Source organism: Herbaspirillum sp. 3R11 (assembly GCF_004563925.1).
Lineage (GTDB): Bacteria > Pseudomonadota > Gammaproteobacteria > Burkholderiales > Burkholderiaceae_D > Herbaspirillum.
The window spans coordinates 85,423-102,941 of record NZ_SPNJ01000003.1; the positions used below are offsets into that span (position 1 = coordinate 85,423).

Genomic DNA, 17,519 nt, shown 5'->3' on the forward strand with positions numbered 1-17,519 from the left:
ATATTTATTTTTAAATTACAGCCAGATCGCCACGGCGGAATAAATGGTCAGCAACACCATCACCGTGCTGAACACGGTGCGCCACAGCGGTTGCGTCAGGTAGCGCCGCAGCATCGCACCGGCGCCGGCCCACACGCCGACACACGGCAAGTTGATGACGCCGAACACCAGGCAATAGATGGCGATGGCCAGCCACACCGGCTGCACCAGCGGCAGGAACGCGGCTGCGCCCGTGATGGCCATGACCCAGGCCTTGGGATTGGCGAACTGGAACAGCGCCGCCCCCATGAACGACATCGGCCGCACATGCGCGCTGTCTTCCTGGCTGAAGCGCATGCTGCGCAGTTTCCATGCAAGGTACAGCAGATAACCGGAACCGGCGATCTTCAGCAGCACGTGGATGGCCGGCACGGCGATCACCAGGCTGCCGATGCCGGCGGCGCAGATCGCCAGCAGCACCATGAAACCGAAGGTGATGCCGAGCATATGCGGAATCGATCGCAGGAAACCGAACCACACGCCCGACGACGTCAGCATGATGTTGTTCGGACCCGGCGTGATCGACGTCACGAAGGCAAACGAGGCCAGCGGTAACAAGGCTTCCATCAATGTCCTCCCTGGCGGATAGTCATGTGCGAAAACCGCGCAAACCGGGCAAATCCACGCTGCAACAAGCCGCGCGCCGCAAAGCAACGCACCTTGAACCACAAGCCTGCGCCCGGCTTGCTACGGTTTTCCATGAAGATTTCGCTGGCGATGACGGCCTCCACCACGATGGTGCGACCGGGGTGCACGATCAGCGCGTCGCCGGCATGCAGCCAGAAATCTTCTGGGCGGCCTTCCTGGGTGACCCAGACATAGCCGCGCCGCACCAGCAGTAGGCGGCTGCGTTCGAACTTGCCCGAGGCCAGCGCACCGGCGCCCAGGTGCAGATGATGATGTTCGCGTGTCAGTGCAGTCATGCCACCCTCCTCTGTTGGTTGAGGTTGGAATTAAGGTCGGAGTTGAGGTCGACCGATTGCGCATCCTGATCGGGGCGCGACAGAATCTGCGCGAACATGTCGTGGTCGACGTTGCCGCCTGACAGCGTCAGGCCGATGCGTTGTCCCTGCAAACGATGGCGGATCTGCATCGCTGCCGCCAGCGCTGCGGCGCCCGCGCCTTCGGCGATGTTGTGGGTGGCAGTGAAATACAGCTTCATCGCCGCGGCGACTTCATCGTCGCTGACGGCGATCACTTCATCGACTTCATTCAGGATCACTTCCAGCGAGGCTTCATCCGGCACGCGACAGGCCATGCCGTCGGCAATCACGGTAGTTACCGGCGACTCGATCTTGCTGCGACCGTCGAACGACAGCTTGTAAGCCAGCGCATGCGCCGACACCACGCCGATGATGCGGGTGCGCACATTGAGCGCGCGCCGCGCCGCGGCCGCAGCGCACACGCCCGAGCCCTGGCCGATCGGCACGAACAACACGTCGAGGTCGGGTTGCGCGCGCAGCAGCTCCATCCAGTACGTCGCCACACCGCTGACGAGATCGCGGTGAAAGGACGGAATCATGTGCAGTTGATCTTGCTGCGCCAGCATGGCGGCGTGCTCGCGGCTTTCCTGGAACTCCTGTCCGAACTCCACCAGCTCAACGCCCAAAGCACGCATGGCGGCGTTCTTTTCACGGCTGTTGCCTTGCGGGACCACGATGGTGGCCGGGATGCCGTAACGGCGTGCGGCGAAACCGACCGACTGGCCGTGATTGCCGCGCGTGGCGGAAATCACGCCGCGCACCTGCTGCTGGCGCGGACGCTGCGCCAGATTCTGCAGATACACCAGGCCGCCGCGAATTTTGAAAGCGCCGGTCGGCGTATGGTTTTCATGCTTGACCCAGGCCTCGGCGCCGAGCGCTTCGCTCAGCAGCGGCCACGCATATTGCGGCGTCGCCGGCATGGCGGCGTACACGGCCTTGGCGGCTTGCTCGATGTCGGCATGCGTTGGCAATAAATGGGTCATGAAGGTCTCCTTGTTGTGAATCTGGTTTGAATCTGTTTTGAATCTGCTTCTGGTCAATTGAACAAGAATCGGGGTCCGGTCGATTTTCATGATTGACGCCGCTCTTGACATGGGTCTATCCTAATCGACATCGCCAGTACAGTACCAGTACACTTAACCAAATAACTGCTTACATTGTCACGGTAAAATGACCAATACAGCCCGTATCAAAACGCTCCCGCCGGCGGCCGTACCGACCACCCTGCCGCTGCTGTCGCGCGAAAGCGGCGATTCGCTGGTCGATCAGATCGTGCGCACGGTGCAGTCGCGCGTCGACGACAAACTGTTGCGCACCGGTGCGCGCATGCCGTCCATACGCCAGTTCGCCGACCTGCACAGCGTGTCGCGCTTCACCGTTGTTGAAGCCTACGATCGCCTGGTGGCCCAGGGCTTTCTGGAATCGCGGCGCGGCTCCGGCTTTTTCGTGCGTGAGCGCTCACCTGTTGCCAATCCGTCAATGACCGGTACAGTTGTGTCGACTGCAGGCCACAGTCCCGGCAGCGATGCTGCATCGCAGCCACAACAGCTCGATGTGGTCTGGCTGGTGCGCAACATGTTCCGCCAGATGCCGGCGCAAAAAATGCCCGGCGGCGGACTGCTGCCGCCCGATTGGCTGGACGGCGACCTGATTGCCAACGGCCTGCGCGCGGTGGGTCGGCAAAACCAGTCGCTGCTGCTCAGCTACGGCACGCCGCAAGGCTTCCTGCCGCTGCGCCAGCAGTTGCAGCTGAAGCTGGCCGAACTGGAGATTTCCGCCGCACCCGAACAGATCCTGATGACCTCCGGCGTGACGCAGGGACTGGACATCGTGGCGCGTCATTTCCTGCGTCCCGGCGATGTGATCTTCGTCGACGATCCGGCCTGGTTCCTGATGTTCGGTTCGTTTGCCGCGATGGGCGCCAAGGTGGTCGGCATCCCGCGTCTGGCCGACGGCCCCGACATCGCCAAGCTGGCGGAACTGGCGGCGCTGCACAAGCCGCGCCTGTACGTGATCAACTCGGTGCTGCACAACCCGACCTCGACGTCGCTGTCGGCGGCCAAGGCGTTTCAGATCCTGCGCATCGCCGAAGAACACGACTTCACCATCGTCGAGGACGACATCTATTGCGACATGCATGCGGGTAATACCGGTGCCGGCGCAGGCGGTCAGGCGGCCACGCGCATCGCGGCGCTGGACCAATTGCACCGGGTGATTTATCTGGGGGGATTTTCCAAGACCTTGTCGGCCAACCTGCGCGTGGGCTTCATCGCCACCTCGCCGGACCTGGCGCGCCACCTGGCCGATCGCAAGATGCTGTCGACCCTGACCACTACCGAAATCGGCGAGCGCGTGGTCTACAAGATTCTCTCGGAAGGCCATTACCGCAAACACACCGAACGGCTGCGCAATCGCCTCAACGGCGTGCGCGACAAGGTGGTGCGGCAATTGGAAAGAGTCGGACTGGGCACCGGCACGGCGACCTCGAACGGCATGTTCGTGTGGGCCGATGCCGGCCGCGATACCAGTGTATTGACCGAGAAGGCCATGGCGCAGGGATTCCTGCTGGCGCCAGGCAGCCTGTTCTCACCGAACCAGCTGCCGTCGACCAAGATGCGCATCAACGTCGCCAGCATGACGGATCCGGCGATCTGGCGTTTTCTTGACGAAGAACTGGGACGTTGAAACTTCCGCTACCTGATCAATTCAGGTAGCGGAATAGCGAGCGACAAACAAGGGCAACACGCGCGGACAACGAACCCGTCAGGCCAAGTGAATCCGCGCAACTTCCACATTGGACGCATTGTAAAACGCATAGTCCGTTGTGCCGGGGAAGTAGACGTAGTGGTCCGATCCGTTGGCCGCAATCTGCAAGCTCTCGTTACTGCTCATCTTGACCGTCAGAATGTGCGACGTGGCACCGCTGGCCATGCCCATCTTGATGACATCGTCAGCGGTGATCACGATATTGGTGCCGCTGCCGCTGGTCATGTCCAGGGTAGTGATGCCGGTAACCTTGTTGGAGAAATTGGCCAGGGTGATGGAACTGCCCAGGTCGGCGAAGTGCAAGGTCGTCGTACCGGCGCCGCCGCTGATGGTGGAGATGTTTGACACCCCCGTGGTCTGGTTGACCATGTCGCTCTGCGCACCGAGCGAGCTATGCGAACCGGCGCTGACGTTGATCGTATTGAGGCCGGCGCCGACCGCCACGCTGTTGCTCCCGCCGTCCACCACATTGAAGACATCGGTGCCGCTCGCCGCCCCGCCGCCGCTAAGCGTGTTGGTGGTGTGCAAGCCTTGCACGGTCAGGACGTTGGCGTTGGAGTCGCCGGTCAGCTGGCTGTCGACGGTGGAACTACCCTCCAGGTTGGCGATATTGAAGTACTTGTCGCCGTTGGCATCGCCGCCGGTGCCGACACCCGAGCCGAGATTGGCGATGATGGTCGAGCTGCCCGAAACGCTGCCGGCATACAGATAGCTGACTGTGTCCACGCCGCCGCCGCCGGTAAAGGTATTGGCGTCGCCATTGCCGTAGAAAATGTCGTTGCCGGTGCTGCCGACCGCGTTCTGGATATTGGCGTAGGTATCGCCGTGGGCAAATGAGACGGTAGCTCCGGCGTCGCCGCCGGTGTTGTGATAGAGATCAACCGCCACGCCGATGCCCGAACGCGCATAACTGACCGTATCGCCGGCGGTTTGCTTGCCGCTGCCGTTGAAGAAATTGGCAGCCGAGCTGGCAAAGAAAGTGTCGTCGAAGTTGCTGCCGATGATGTTGCTGATGCCCGTGAATTTGTCGCCTCCGGCATAACCGCCGCTGGTGCCGGCGCCGGTAGTGTTCGACAGGTCGACAATCACGGCGGCATTCGAGGCCAGGTAACTCACGGTATCGACGCCGCCCGCGCCGCCGTCAAAACTGTTGTTCTGGCCGTTGGCGACGAAAGTATCGTTGAAGCTGCTGCCGATCAGATTGTCGATGAAGCTGAGCTTGTCGCCCGCAGCATCGCCGCCGCTGGTGCCGGTGCCATCCGTCGCGTTCAGATCGACGATGACGCCGGTCGCCGAGCCGGCATAGCTGGCGTAGGTGTTGGCGCGATTGGCCGTCACACCGGTCAAGGTATCGCCGCCGGAACCGCCCGTCAGGACGGTCTTGCCAGTGTTGGCGCCGGTCAGCGTATCGGCGAAAGTGCTGCCGATGACATTCTCGATGCTGGTGTAAACGTCGCCCTGCGCATAGAAATTCGCGCCGAGGCCGGTGCTCAGGTTGACCGTCACTCCGCCATCCGAGCTGATGTAGCTGACCGTATCCGAACCCAATCCGCCGTTCAGATTATTGGCTTGTCCATTGACGATGAAAATATCGTCATTGTCGCTACCGATCAGATTGTCGATGAAACTGAGTTTGTCGCCTGCCGCGTCACCGCCGCTGGTGCCGGTGCCGTCAGTGAAATTCAGATTGATGGTCACCGCGGCAGATCCGGCATAGCTGGCATAAGTATTGGCGCGGTTCGACGCCACACCGGCCAGCGTATCGCCGCCGGCGGCGCCGGTCAGTACGGTCGCCCCCGTGGTGGCGCCCGTCAGCGTATCAGCGCCGCTGCCGCCGATAACGTTCTCGATGCTGATGTAGGTATCACCCTGTGCATTGCCGCCGGAACCGGCGCCGCCGCCCACACTCAGATTGACGGTGACGGGTGAACTCGAACCGGTGTAACTGACCGTATCCGAACCCAATCCGCCGTTGAACGTGTTGGCAGAAGCATTGCCCACAAAGGTGTCGTTATACTGCGTGCCGATGACATTCTCGATGCTGGCATATACGTCGTTTGCGGCGAAGCCGCCGGTGCCGACGTTGGTATTCAGATTCACGTTCACGCCGTTGCCGTCATTGGCGACGGCGTAGCTGACCGTGTCCGAACCGGTGCCGCCGTCGAACTTGTTGGCTGCTGCGCTGGCGATGAATATATCGTCGCCCGTACCGCCGGTGGCGTCCTGGATATTGGTGTAGGTGTCGCCCGCCGCCAGGCTGCCGGCGCCGCCGCTGCCGACGCCGTTGAACAGGTCGACGGTTTCGGCGACAGTCGAGTTCGAGTAGTCGACGCGGTTGTGCGATGTCGCGGTGCTGGTGCCGCCATCAAAATTATTCGCTGCCGCACTGGCAAAGAAAATATCGTCGCCGGTGCCGCCCGTGACGTCCTGGATATTCGTGTAGGTATCGTTGGCGGCGTAGGTACCGCTGCCGGCGCCGCTGAACAGATTGACGGTTTCTGCGCTGGTGGAACTGGCGTAGCTGACGCGGTTGTGCGATGTCGCGGTGCTGGCGCCGCCGTCGAACTTGTTGCCGTCCAGGCTGGCGACGAACAAGTCATCTGCCGAGCCGCCGGTGACGTCCTGAATACGCGTATAGGTGTCGCCATCGGCCAGACCGCCGACGCCCACGCCGGTCACCAGGTTGACCGTCACAGTCGCCGCTGAGTTGGAATAATCCACGCGGTTGTGCGAAGTCGCAGTGCTGGCGCCGCCGTCGAAATTATTGTTGGCGGCACTGCCGACAAAGGTATCGTCCCCGGAGCCGCCGGTGGCGTCCTGAATGTTGGCGTACGTATCGTTGTTGGCCAGGCTGCCGGCGCCGCCCGTGCCGACGCCCAGGAACAGATCGATCTTCTCCGCCACGGCCGAGTTGGCGTAGCTGACACGGTTGTGCGATGCCGCGGTGCTGGCGCCGCCATCGAATTTATTGGCTGCAGCGCTGGCGATGAAGGTATCGTTGCCCGAGCCGCCGAGGACATCCTGAATATTGGTATACGTGTCGCCATTCGCCAGACTGCCCGCGCCGCCGGTACCTGTTCCGGCGAACAGGTCAACGGTTTCGGCCACAGTCGAATTGACGTAGCTGACCAGGTTGTGCGACGTCGAGGTGCTGTTGCCGCCGTCAAACTTGTTGGCAACCAGGCTGGCGATGAAGATATCGTCGCCGGAACCGCCCGTCACGTCCTGGATATTGGTGTAAGTGTCGCCCGCAGCCAGACTGCCGACGCCACCGCTGCCGGTTCCGAGGAACAGGTCGACGGTTTCCGACACGGCCGAATTGGCGTAGCTGACACGATTGTGCGTGCCGCCGCCGCCGTCGAATTTGTTGGCCGCCGCGCTGGCGATGAAGGTGTCATCGGCCGAACCGCCGGTCACGTCCTGAATATTTGTGTAGGTATCGCCATTGGCGAGACTGCCGGCGCCGCCGCTGCCGGTCCCGAGGACCAGGTCGACGGTCTCCGATACGGCCGAATTGGCGTAGCTGACCAGGTTGTGATTGCTGCCGCCGCCATCGAATTTGTTGGCCGCTGCGCTGGCGACAAAAATATCGTCGGCCAGACCACCGGTGACGTCCTGGATGTTGGTGTAGGTATCAAGATCGGCCAGCCCGCCGGTACCGTTGCCGGTGAACAAGTTGACCGTCACCGCCGCCGCTGAAGTCGCGTAATTCACACGGTTGTGAGTGCCGCCGCCGCCATCGAATTTGTTGGCTGCCGCGCTCGCGACGAAGGTGTCATCGCCGGCGCCGCCGGTGACGTCCTGGATATTGGTGTAGGTGTCGAGATCGGCCAATCCGCCCGTGCCCGCGCCGGCCACCAGATCGACCGTCACCGCCACCGCCGAATTGGCGTAGCTGACACGATTGTGGGTGCCGCCGCCGCCGTCGAATTTGTTGGCCGCTGCGCTGGCGACGAAAGTGTCGTCGGCCGAACCGCCGGTCACATCCTGAATGTTGGTGTACGTGTCGCCATTGGCCAGACTGCCCGCGCCGCCGGCACCTGTTCCGGCGAACAGGTCAACGGTTTCGGCCACGGTCGAATTGACGTAGCTGACCAGGTTGTGGGTGCCGCCGCTGCCATCGAATTTGTTGGCCGCCGCGCTGGCGATGAAAATGTCGTTGCCGGCGCCGCCGGTCACGTCCTGAATGTTTGTATAGGTATCGCCGTTGGCCAGGCTGCCGGCACCGCCGCTTCCGGTCCCGAGGAACAGGTCGACGGTTTCCGCCACTGTCGAATTGGTATAGCTGACGCGGTTGTGCGAAGAAGATGTGCTGGTGCCGCCGTCGAAATTATTGGCCGCCGCGCTCGCCACAAAAGTATCGTCGAAGGCACTGCCGGTCAAGTCCTGGATATTGCTCAGCTTGTCGCCAGCCGCGTAGCCGCCAGAGGTGCCGACGCCGTCAGTGCGGCTCAGGTCGACCGTGACGCCTGTGGTTGACGAGGCATAGCTGACGCGGTTGTGCGAGGCCGCCGTGCTGACGCCGCCGTCCAGGGTATTGGCATCGGCGCTGGCGACGAACAAATCGTCCGAGGAGGAACCGATGATGTTTTCGATATTGGCGTAGGTATCGCTGGCGGCATAGCCGTTGGCGCCCAGCCCGGTGACCAGGTTGACCGTGACGCCTGCAGTCGAATACACATAGCTCACCGTATCCGAACCCTGCAAGCCGTCGAATACGTTGGTCACCGACGAGGCGATGAAGGTGTCGTCATTGGTCGAGCCGATGACGTTCTGGATATTTGCATAGGTGTCGCCGGCGGCGAAACCGTTGCTGCCGGTGTTGTTCACGAGATCGACTACCACGCCGATGCTGTCGCTGGCCTTGGCATAACTGACCGTATTGGTGCCGCCGCCGCCATCGAACCTGTTGGCGTCGCCGTTGGCGATGAACATGTCGTCGCCGGCGCTGCCGATGATGTTCTGGATCCGAGTATAGGCATCTCCGGTAGCGTAGCCGCCATTACCTCCACCCAGCACCAGGTCAATCGTCACGCCTACATTGGAAGCGGCGTAACTCACCGTATTGGAGCCGGCGCCGCCGTCGAAATTGTTGGCGACATTGCTGGCAACGAAGGTGTCGTTGCCGGAACTGCCGGTCAGATCCTGAATGTTGCTCAGCTTGTCGCCGGCCGCGTAGCCGCCGCTGGTGCCGGTGCCGTCGGTGTAATTCAGGTCCACCGTCACGGCGGCATTGGAATTCTCATAGCTGACGCGATTGTGCGCCGAGCCGGTACCGCCTTCGAGCTTGTTGGCGTCCGCACTGGCGATGAAGATGTCATCGTAAATGCTGCCGATCAGGTTCTGAATGTTGACGAAGGAGTCGCCGTTGGCGTAAGTGCTGCCGGTGCCGGTGCCGATGCTATTGGTCAAATCTACCGTCACGCCCCCCACCGATTTCTCGTAGCTCACGGTGTTCACGCCGCCGCCGCCATCGAAGCGGTTGTTGTCGGCGCTGGCGATGAACAGATCGTCATAAGCGCCGCCGATGACGTTCTGGATATGCAGCAGCGTGTCGCCTTGTGCATAGCCGCCGCTGGCGCTGCCGTCAAACAAACTGACGGTGACGCCGGCATTCGACGAGGCGTAACTGACCGTGTCCGAGCCGCCCGAGCCGCCGTCGAAATGGTTGGCGCCCGCGCCCGAAATGAAGATGTCGCCCGACGAGCTGCCGACGATATTCTGGATGTTGACGTAAGTATTGTTGTCCGCGTAACCGCCACTGCCGGTCATCGTCACCATGTTGGCGATAATGCCGCCGGTCGATGCGCCGTAGTTGACGGTATCCGAGCCGCCGCTGCCGCCATTGAAGACGCGACTGTCGATGCCGGCGACGAAGACGTCGTCGTGAGCGCTGCCGATCACGTTCTGGATGTGGCTGTAGGTGTCGCCCTCGGCATCGCCGCCGACGCCGCGTCCGCTGACGAAGTTGACCGACACGCCCACCGCCGAATTGGCGTAGCTGACCGTATCCTGGCCGCCGCTGCCGCCGTCGAAACTATTGGCGTCGATGTTGCCGACGAAGGTGTCATTGAAGGCGCTGCCGATGACATTCTGAATGTGGACATAGGTGTCGCCCTGCGCCGAACCGCCGGTGCCGGCGCCGGTGCTCAGGTTGACCGTCACGCCGGCCGCCGAACTGGCATAGGAAACCGTGTCCGAACCGCCGCTGCCGCCGTCAAAACGATTGGCCAGCGTATTGGCGATGAACATGTCGTTGTAGGCGCTGCCGGTCGCGTTTTGGATATGGACGTAAGTGTCGCCTTCGGCGTAGCCGTTGCTGCCCAGGCCGGTGATCAGGTTGACTGTCACACCCGCAGTCGAATTGGCATAGGACACCGTATCGACGCCGCCGCTGCCGCCGTCAAGACGATTGACCTTGTCGCTGGCGACAAAGGTATCGTTGAAGGCGCTGCCGATCAGATTCTGGATGTTGCTCAGCACATCGCCCTGGGCGTCGCCGCCGGTGCCCAAACCGGTGGCGAGATCAATCGTCACGCCCGCGGCGGAATTCTTGTAGCCCGCAGTGTTGATGCCCTGCGTACCGCCGGTCAGCACGTCGGCGCCGGCGCCGCCTTCGAAGTAGGTATTGCCGCTACCGCCGATGATGGTGTCAGCGCCGGCTCCGCCGTAAAGCAAGTCGTTGGCGTTGCTGCCATAGATGGTGACGCCGCCGTCGCCGGCATGGATTTCATGCGGCACGCCCTGCGCCGGCAGCACCCATACGCTCTTGCCGGTGGCCGGATCGAGATAGGTCAGGTCGGTGTAGGAACTGGCGTCTTTGATCACCACCACGCGCGAATCGAGCAGATGCGTGAGGCCGTCGGTGGTCAGCACCGACACGTCAAAATTGATGGTCGCCGTCGGCGCCGTCGGTTGCGTCGGATCAGCTGCGGTAGTGGTGTACTGCACCTGCAGGTCGAAACTCTTTTCGCCGGCGGTCGGCGTGATCTGATAACTGCCGCCGCCCAGATTGGTGGCGTTGAGGATCGTCATGTTCGACGGCACGCCGGTGATCAGCACCGATTTCACCGTGCCGTCGCCGGTGACGTTGACCTTGAAGATCTTGATGAAGTCGCTCTGCGTGGTGCTGCCGGTGGCGTAGATGGTGTGTACATCGTTACCGGCATTGATCACCTGCGTCGCAAACTGCACCGAGTTGGAACCGTCGGTGGCCGAGGCGGGAGAACCGCCGCTGCCGAACAGCACGCTGCCGACCTGGGTCGTGGTGGTCAGGTTGAGCAGGTTGAGCGTCATGGCCGGCGTCTGCGGCCCCACCACAATCGGCGTCAGCACGGAGCCCGCACGTTCCGATATCTCCGGGGACAATTGCTTGATCAGCGAATCGGCGCCGGTCGTGACCGGCGGCGCGGGCGGCACCGGGATCGACGGCAGCACCAGGTTTTGCAGACCGTTGCTGGTCAGCGAACCGGCATTGTCCTGGATGATCTTTGCCAGCTGGCTGGTGGCGGCGGGATTGACCTGGGCTGAATTGTTGTTGGAGTTGAAGTGGTTGTCCGGTGCGCTGCCTTCGGCCTGGCTGTTCACCGGATCGGAGTTGAGAATCTGCGACTGGTCGTTGTTGCGCAGCGGGATTTTTCCGACCAGGTCGAGCATGCGCCCGGTGTCCTGTGAAGTATCGGCGAACACGATCTTCGACTTCTCGTCCATCGCCCCCATGGCGCCGCCAGCCAGTACGACCTTGCTGCCGTCAGTCAGCTGCAGGACCATGTCGACGTCGACTACCTGCACGTGCTTGACCGCACCGCGCGGCACGTTGAGATGGAAGCTGCCGTTCTGGTCGGGCATGGCCACGCTCGCGGAGCCGGTGATGGCCTGCGCGGCATTGGCTGCATTCGACGGATTTGCCGAATTTGCCGGATTTACTTTTGCTGGAGCTGCTGTCGCCATGTCAAACCTCGCTGAGGAAGTCAATCACATTAGTCATGGCAGCGCGCGATGGCTTCGCCGCACTGCCCTTTTTTCGTTCGTTGCTGCCGCTGCCGTTATCGTCGCAGCTATTTTCTCATCGCTACTGCTGCAAAATCGTCGCGCTCGGACCGTCAGCGACAACCTTGCCGTCATTGAGCACGATGATGCGGTCCATGCGCCTGAGCAAGGCGGTGCTGTGCGTTGCCACCACCAGCGTGCGTTGCGCTGAATACGCGATCAGTTTTTCGATGATCCTGGTTTCGGTCGACAGATCGATGCCGGTAGTCGGTTCGTCCAGCAGCATCACAGTCGGCATGCCCGCCACCACGCGTGCCAAGGCGACCATCTGGCGCTGTCCGCCGGACAGGTTGCCGGGCGCCTTGAGCATCTGGTCCAGGCGCAGTTCACCGCGCGCGATCAGGTCGTCCACGCCGGAGACCGCCAGCGCCGCTTCATATTCGTTGCTGTCGATGCGGTCGCCCACGAAGATGTTGGCCGCCAGGCTGCCGTCGAACAGGAATGGTTCCTGCGGCTTGTAACCGATGCAGCGCATGCGCACCGGCGCCGCATAGGCCGCCACCGCCACGCCGTCGATCAGCACCTGGCCCTTGCCGGCGTCGACCTTGTGCAAGCCGGCCAGCGCGCGCATCAGCGTGGTCTTGCCGGAACCGGAACGGCCGACGATGCCGACCTTTTCGCCGGGCTGGATCGCCAGCGAGACGTTGTCGAGCGCCGGCTTTTCATTCTTGTCGAGATGCAGCGTCAGGTTGACCACCTGAATCAGGCCGCGCATGTCCTGGCGCAGCACGTCGGCGATCACCTGCTCCGGCCCGGTGTCGTCGAACATTTCCTCAAATGCGGCGCGGGCGCGCTTGAACATTTCCATGCGTCCCAGCACCATCGTGACCGATGAAAGCATCGAAGTGGCGCGGCTGATCAGCAGCGAGGTGGCGATCAGCGCGCCGACCGTGAGTGCGTTGTCTTCCACCAGGTACACGCCGATCACCAGCGTGCCCACCGAAATCAGTGTGTAGCCCACGGTCGACAAGGCGTAGCCGGCGTTCATCCAGAACCGGCTCTTGGCCTGGCTCACCGCGTTATCGGCGGCATCCGAGAGGAAGGCCTTGACCAGGCGATCCTGCAGCGGCGAGGTCTTGAGCGTCTCCATGCCGAACACCAGGCTTGCCAGCTTGTCGATCTTGCCGATGCCGGAGGTCATGGCGGCGTTGCCGTAGTCGGTCGCCGGAATCTTGCACAGCAGTTGCGCGGCCACCAGCAGGCCACCGCCGACCAGAATCACCCACACCAGGTGACCGCCGAGCAGGCCCACCGCCACCACGTACATCAACAGGAACGGCAGGTCGATCAGCATCAGCATGTAGTTCGACGACAGCAGGTCGCGTGCGCTGCTGAGGTCGCGGTACTTGGCCAGCACCACGCCGACCGGCGCGGTCACCTTGGACTCCAGCAGGCGGCGCACCGAGCGGTTGTCGAACTCGATGTCAAAGCGCCCCGCCAGTTGCTCGATGTAATACATGCGGATGATGCGCAACACCAGTTCCAGCACGATGAACAAAGCCATGCCCAGCGTCAGCGCCCACAGCGTTTCGGTGATGTGGTTGCCGATCACCTTGTCGTACACCAGCCGCGAATACAACGGCATGAACAACCCGAAGACATTGATCAGCACACCGGCCACGACGATCTCGACGAAGCGGCTGCCGTAGGCGCGCATCAGCGTCAGGTACACCGGGTCCTTGCGCAGGGAGCGCAAATCGGCTTGCGGCTGGTCGACGGAGATCTGATCGCTTTGGTTCATGGGTCCGTTCACGCTTCAGGCGGTGGCTGGGGTCAACGACCTCAGCCGGCGTCCTTGTTCATTGTCGACAGTTCGCGAATCGCTTCACGCATTTCGAGGCGCAAGTCCTTGACCATGGTCTGGCGGCCGCTGCGCATTTCGTCGATGACGGTTTGGGTATTGATGTTCTGACGCATCAGCGCTTCCGTGATCGAGGTCAGCGAGGTCGGGATGGCGGTGAGGTTCTTGACGCGATCGTTCATCATCGCCATGTGCTTGGCCAGGTCGATCTGCAGCTGGCGTGACGACAAGGCGTCGCGCGTCATGTTGCTGGAGTTCTCGCCGATGGCCTTGCCCAGTTCGCCCAGACGCTCGGACACGGCCGAGTGGATTTCGCCCTGATGCTGGATGGCGCCGAGTTCGTCGGCAATACGGATGGAAATCTGGTTGAGCAGCGTCGGCATCTGCGCGATGTGCTGCGCCGTTTTTTCGGTCATGTTGGCGGCTTCCGACTGCTGCGCCTGCAAGGAGGTCAGCGCCGACTGCAGCGACATCTGGCCGCTTTCCATCGTGGAAACGACCTTCGGCAACATGTCGAAACTGCGCAGCGCGATATCGCCGTTGACCGACAGGCGCTCTTCCAGCAGCGACAAGCTCTGCGTCAGGTCGCGCGCAGATGTCATCTTCTGGTTGATGATCTGGCCGACATTGCGGATTTCTTCAAGCGTCTGCTGGCCGACTTCGTGCATGCGCGGTCCGAAGGACACCAACTGGCGCAGATTCTTGGATTCATCCATGCTGGCATGGAACAGCTCGACGATATTCTGCAGACGGTCGTTCATGCCCTCGAGCTTGATACCGGCCTGCATCGAGGCTTCCGAGCTGGCGCGTGCAGCCATGATGGATTCGCGTTGCAGCACCATCAGATCCTGCAGGAACTCGGCCAGGAATTGTTCCGACACGCCCTGACGGGCGCTGGCGTTGGCGCCGGGACCGGTCATGTCGTGGATGACGTGCTGGACCATTTCGCTGATGCATTCGCGCGCACGCGACACGAGTTTCTTGTTGGCGGCGCGCAATGGCGTCAGCGTCAGGCCCAATGCCAGCGAACCGATCAGGCCGAACATCGAGGCCGAGAACGCGGTGCCCATGCTGGCCAGCGGTTTTTGCAGATCGGACACCAGATGCATGAACGACGCATCCATGTCGCCGCCCTGGGTCGCCTTGCCGAAGCCGTCGATCAGCGCCGCAGTGCCGACCAGCGTTTCGAGCAAGCCGATGAAGGTGCCCAGCAGACCGAGCGCGATCATGAAGCCGGTCAGGAAATGCGGGAATTCAGTCTTGGCTTCGAGGTGGGCGGTCAGGTCCGACAGCGATCCCTCGATGGTTTCCTGTTCGATACGCGAAGTCAGGCGGCCTTTGGTGTTGGCGACGCTGACCAGCACCTTGGCGATCTCGCTGCCCTGGAACTCGGGCGCCTTGACCAGCTCTTCCATCGATTCGCCGCCATTGACGCGCGAGTAGAACAAACCGAGCTTGTCGTATTCCCAGTTCACGCGCCACATGTTGTAGACGATCAGCGCGACGCCGAACACGGCCACGCCGATGATGAACAGATTCAGGAAAGGATTGATGCGGATCGCGTGCAGGACGAAGTCCCTGAACAGGAAACCGCCGAGCAGCAGGAACAGCGACGGTATCGCGGCGAGTGCATAGAAGTTGCGCAGGTTTTTCATACGTTCAGGTTCCGAAAGTAAAAACAAGATAAGAAGAATTCAGTGTTCATCGCGGCTCCGTGGATTAACGCGGTTCCCGGAGCGCGGTCTGGCCGAAACGGCTCAGCGGCGACATCAGGTATTGCCATACGGTGCGGCGGCCCACGATCATGTCGGCGGTAGCAGTCATGCCCGGCATCAGCGGCAGGCCGGTATCGAGTTTGGGGTCGCGCGTGACTTCGATCTTGACGCGGTAGAAGCGCTCGCCGCGTTCTTCCGGCACGGTGTCGGCGCTGACCTCGGTGACCACGCCCTTCATGGCGCCGTAGACACCATAGTCATAGGCGGAAACCTTCACGCGCGCCGGCGCACCGGTCATCAACTGGGCGCGATCGGTCGGCGCCACCTTGGCTTCGATCACCAGCTTGTCGTCGGTCGGCGTCATTTCAATGATGGCGTCGCCCGGTTTGACCACCCCGCCGACGGTGTTCATGAGCACGCGATTGACGATGCCGTCCATCGGTGCACGCACTTCCGAACGCGACACGCGGTCGTTGCGCGATTTGATTTCTTCCTGCAGGCGCGCCAGTTCGTTTTCGCTGACGGTCAGGTCGCTGCGCGCGTCGGCGCGGAAGCGCGAGGCGGCTTCGCCCATCTTGGCCTGGGCTTCGGCGATGGCGGCAGTCAGGCGCGGGATCATGGCATTGGTCGCCGAGAGGCGGCTCTGCGCATCCTGCGCCTTGGACTGCGCCTGGATGTCTTCCAGTTGCGAGGCGGCGTTGCGCTCGAACATGCCGTGCACCAGCTTGTACTGGCGCTGCGCCAGATCGAATTCGGACACCAGGCTCTTCTGGCGGCTGACGGCTTCGCCGACTTCAGCCTGGCGCTGCGCCGATTGTTCGCGCAGCACGCTGAGCTCCTGCGACAGCTTGGACTGACGCGCGGCGAACGACGCCAGCTCGCTCTGCACTGCCGGATCATCGCTGCGCAGGTCGGCCGACATGGCCACCGACGATGCGCCACCGGCTTCGGCCTTGAGGCGTGCAATGCGTGCGCGCAGGCCGAGGATCTTGACGTTGCCTTCGCCGAGGTCGGCGTTGGCGCGCACGTCGGCGATCGAAATCAGGGTCTGCCCCTTCTTCACTGCGGCGCCTTCGCGCACCAGGATGGCGGAGACGATGCCGCCTTCCAGATGCTGGATGATCTGATTGTGTTCGGACGCCACGATGCGACCGGCGCCGCGCACCACCATGTCGATCTGGGCAAACCATGACCACACCAGCAGACACAGCAGCAGGAAGACGGTGACGAGGATGAACTGGCGCGGGCGCGCGAGTTCACTGTGATCGCCCAGTTGGCGATCAAGACGCGGTGCGATGAGTCGCATCAGACGACGGCTGCGCGCCTGCAGTTGCAACCGCAGACGCAAATCCCAACGCAAATTGTCGTTGGGCAGCTTGGTCATTTTTGACCCGCCTGGTATTGAATGATCACGCGCGCATTGCTTTCGGCGCTGTTCTCGGACGTGGCGACGCGGCTGACCACGCGCTCCTTGTCGACGCCGGCGTCGATCAGGTGATTGCGCACCGCCACGGTGCGATAGTAGGCGCGGCGGCGCGCTTCGGAGAACTCGGCCGAGCCGATCACGCCGGTGATGACGATCTTGCCCTGCTGCGACTTAACCCGGCGCACCCAGTCGCCGATGCTGCCGTCGAGCGTTTTTGCGCCTTCGGCGTTCAGCTCGGTGGTGTCTTTTTCAAAATGCAACACGACTGCCTTGTCGCTGCCATCGACCTTGTTGGTGCCGGGAGCGATTTCCTTGGCCTTCTCGACGCGCACCTGGATATTGTTGTTGCCGCCCGCTGCTGCGGCGTCGCTGCGCAGACTGCCGGCGTCGGCCTGCAACGGCGGAGCGGCCTGGCGTGACTTGAGGTCGGCGATCTCGCGCTTGAGTTTGTCGATTTCGCTGCTCTTGTCGCGGCTCTCACTCTTGAGCCGTGCGGTATCGGCGTCGGCGCCTTGCGGCGCGTCGATCACATCCGGCTTGACCTTGGTGGAACCGCTCTGGACCTGTACCTGGCCCTTGGAGACCATTTTGCTGACGCGCATTTCCGCCAGCTTCTGCGAATAGTAGAAGAGCGTCACGACGAACACCACCACCACGAAAATCATGACCAGGACGACGTTGGACAATGCATCCACGAACCCCGGCCAGAAATTCTGTTCCTTGCTTCCCGCATCCATTGC

Annotated in this window: 9 protein-coding genes; 1 reads left to right on the forward strand and 8 read right to left on the reverse strand. The window is 62.2% G+C overall.

Annotated elements, in window-relative coordinates; genetic code table 11:
• Nucleotides 1–15: 15 nt before the first annotated feature.
• Genes E4P32_RS13855 through E4P32_RS13865 form a run of 3 tightly spaced genes read right to left on the reverse strand, consistent with a single transcriptional unit; the run spans nt 16 to nt 2,005 of the window.
• Entirely contained in the window at nt 16–606 is a 591-nt protein-coding gene (locus tag E4P32_RS13855; RefSeq protein WP_199525655.1) for a LysE family translocator, read from the reverse strand.
• Nucleotides 606–962, reverse strand: coding sequence for a DUF2917 domain-containing protein (locus E4P32_RS13860; RefSeq protein ID WP_116435218.1), 357 nt, complete (start codon nt 960–962; stop codon nt 606–608). The genes E4P32_RS13855 and E4P32_RS13860 overlap by 1 nt, the downstream gene beginning before the upstream one ends.
• Entirely contained in the window at nt 959–2,005 is a 1,047-nt protein-coding gene (locus E4P32_RS13865; RefSeq protein ID WP_233526688.1) for a threonine dehydratase, read from the reverse strand. The genes E4P32_RS13860 and E4P32_RS13865 overlap by 4 nt, the downstream gene beginning before the upstream one ends.
• Nucleotides 2,006–2,192: 187 nt before the next feature.
• Between E4P32_RS13865 and E4P32_RS13870 the strand changes: the two genes are divergently transcribed.
• Entirely contained in the window at nt 2,193–3,707 is a 1,515-nt protein-coding gene (locus E4P32_RS13870) for a PLP-dependent aminotransferase family protein (RefSeq protein WP_116435217.1), read from the forward strand.
• 78 nt (nt 3,708–3,785) lie between these two features.
• Here the strand turns inward: E4P32_RS13870 and E4P32_RS13875 are convergent, their stop codons facing one another.
• From E4P32_RS13875 to E4P32_RS13895, 5 genes are all read right to left on the reverse strand, one after another.
• On the reverse strand, nt 3,786–11,738 hold the full coding sequence (locus tag E4P32_RS13875; RefSeq protein ID WP_233526687.1) for a calcium-binding protein: 7,953 nt from the start codon (nt 11,736–11,738) through the stop codon (nt 3,786–3,788).
• A 121-nt stretch (nt 11,739–11,859) separates the two neighbouring features.
• The gene (locus E4P32_RS13880; protein WP_116435216.1) at nt 11,860–13,578 is read right to left on the reverse strand and encodes an ATP-binding cassette domain-containing protein; all 1,719 of its coding nucleotides are present in this window, start codon (nt 13,576–13,578) and stop codon (nt 11,860–11,862) included.
• A 41-nt stretch (nt 13,579–13,619) separates the two neighbouring features.
• Nucleotides 13,620–15,293, reverse strand: a complete 1,674-nt coding sequence (locus E4P32_RS13885; protein WP_116435215.1) for a biopolymer transporter ExbB — start codon at nt 15,291–15,293, stop codon at nt 13,620–13,622.
• A 64-nt stretch (nt 15,294–15,357) separates the two neighbouring features.
• Nucleotides 15,358–16,737, reverse strand: coding sequence for an HlyD family type I secretion periplasmic adaptor subunit (locus E4P32_RS13890; RefSeq protein WP_116435214.1), 1,380 nt, complete (start codon nt 16,735–16,737; stop codon nt 15,358–15,360).
• Nucleotides 16,734–17,516, reverse strand: coding sequence for a cell envelope biogenesis protein OmpA (locus E4P32_RS13895; protein ID WP_116435213.1), 783 nt, complete (start codon nt 17,514–17,516; stop codon nt 16,734–16,736). Before E4P32_RS13895 ends, E4P32_RS13890 begins: the two co-directional genes overlap by 4 nt.
• Nucleotides 17,517–17,519 lie beyond the last annotated feature (3 nt).

Coding starts and splice junctions, on each gene's coding strand:
- E4P32_RS13855 (WP_199525655.1), bottom strand. CDS start 606: ATGGAAGCCTTGTTACCGCTGGCCTCGTTTGCCTTCGTGACGTCGATC.
- E4P32_RS13860 (WP_116435218.1), bottom strand. CDS start 962: ATGACTGCACTGACACGCGAACATCATCATCTGCACCTGGGCGCCGGT.
- E4P32_RS13865 (WP_233526688.1), bottom strand. CDS start 2,005: ATGACCCATTTATTGCCAACGCATGCCGACATCGAGCAAGCCGCCAAG.
- E4P32_RS13870 (WP_116435217.1), top strand. CDS start 2,193: ATGACCAATACAGCCCGTATCAAAACGCTCCCGCCGGCGGCCGTACCG.
- E4P32_RS13875 (WP_233526687.1), bottom strand. CDS start 11,738: ATGGCGACAGCAGCTCCAGCAAAAGTAAATCCGGCAAATTCGGCAAAT.
- E4P32_RS13880 (WP_116435216.1), bottom strand. CDS start 13,578: ATGAACCAAAGCGATCAGATCTCCGTCGACCAGCCGCAAGCCGATTTG.
- E4P32_RS13885 (WP_116435215.1), bottom strand. CDS start 15,293: ATGAAAAACCTGCGCAACTTCTATGCACTCGCCGCGATACCGTCGCTG.
- E4P32_RS13890 (WP_116435214.1), bottom strand. CDS start 16,737: ATGACCAAGCTGCCCAACGACAATTTGCGTTGGGATTTGCGTCTGCGG.
- E4P32_RS13895 (WP_116435213.1), bottom strand. CDS start 17,516: ATGGATGCGGGAAGCAAGGAACAGAATTTCTGGCCGGGGTTCGTGGAT.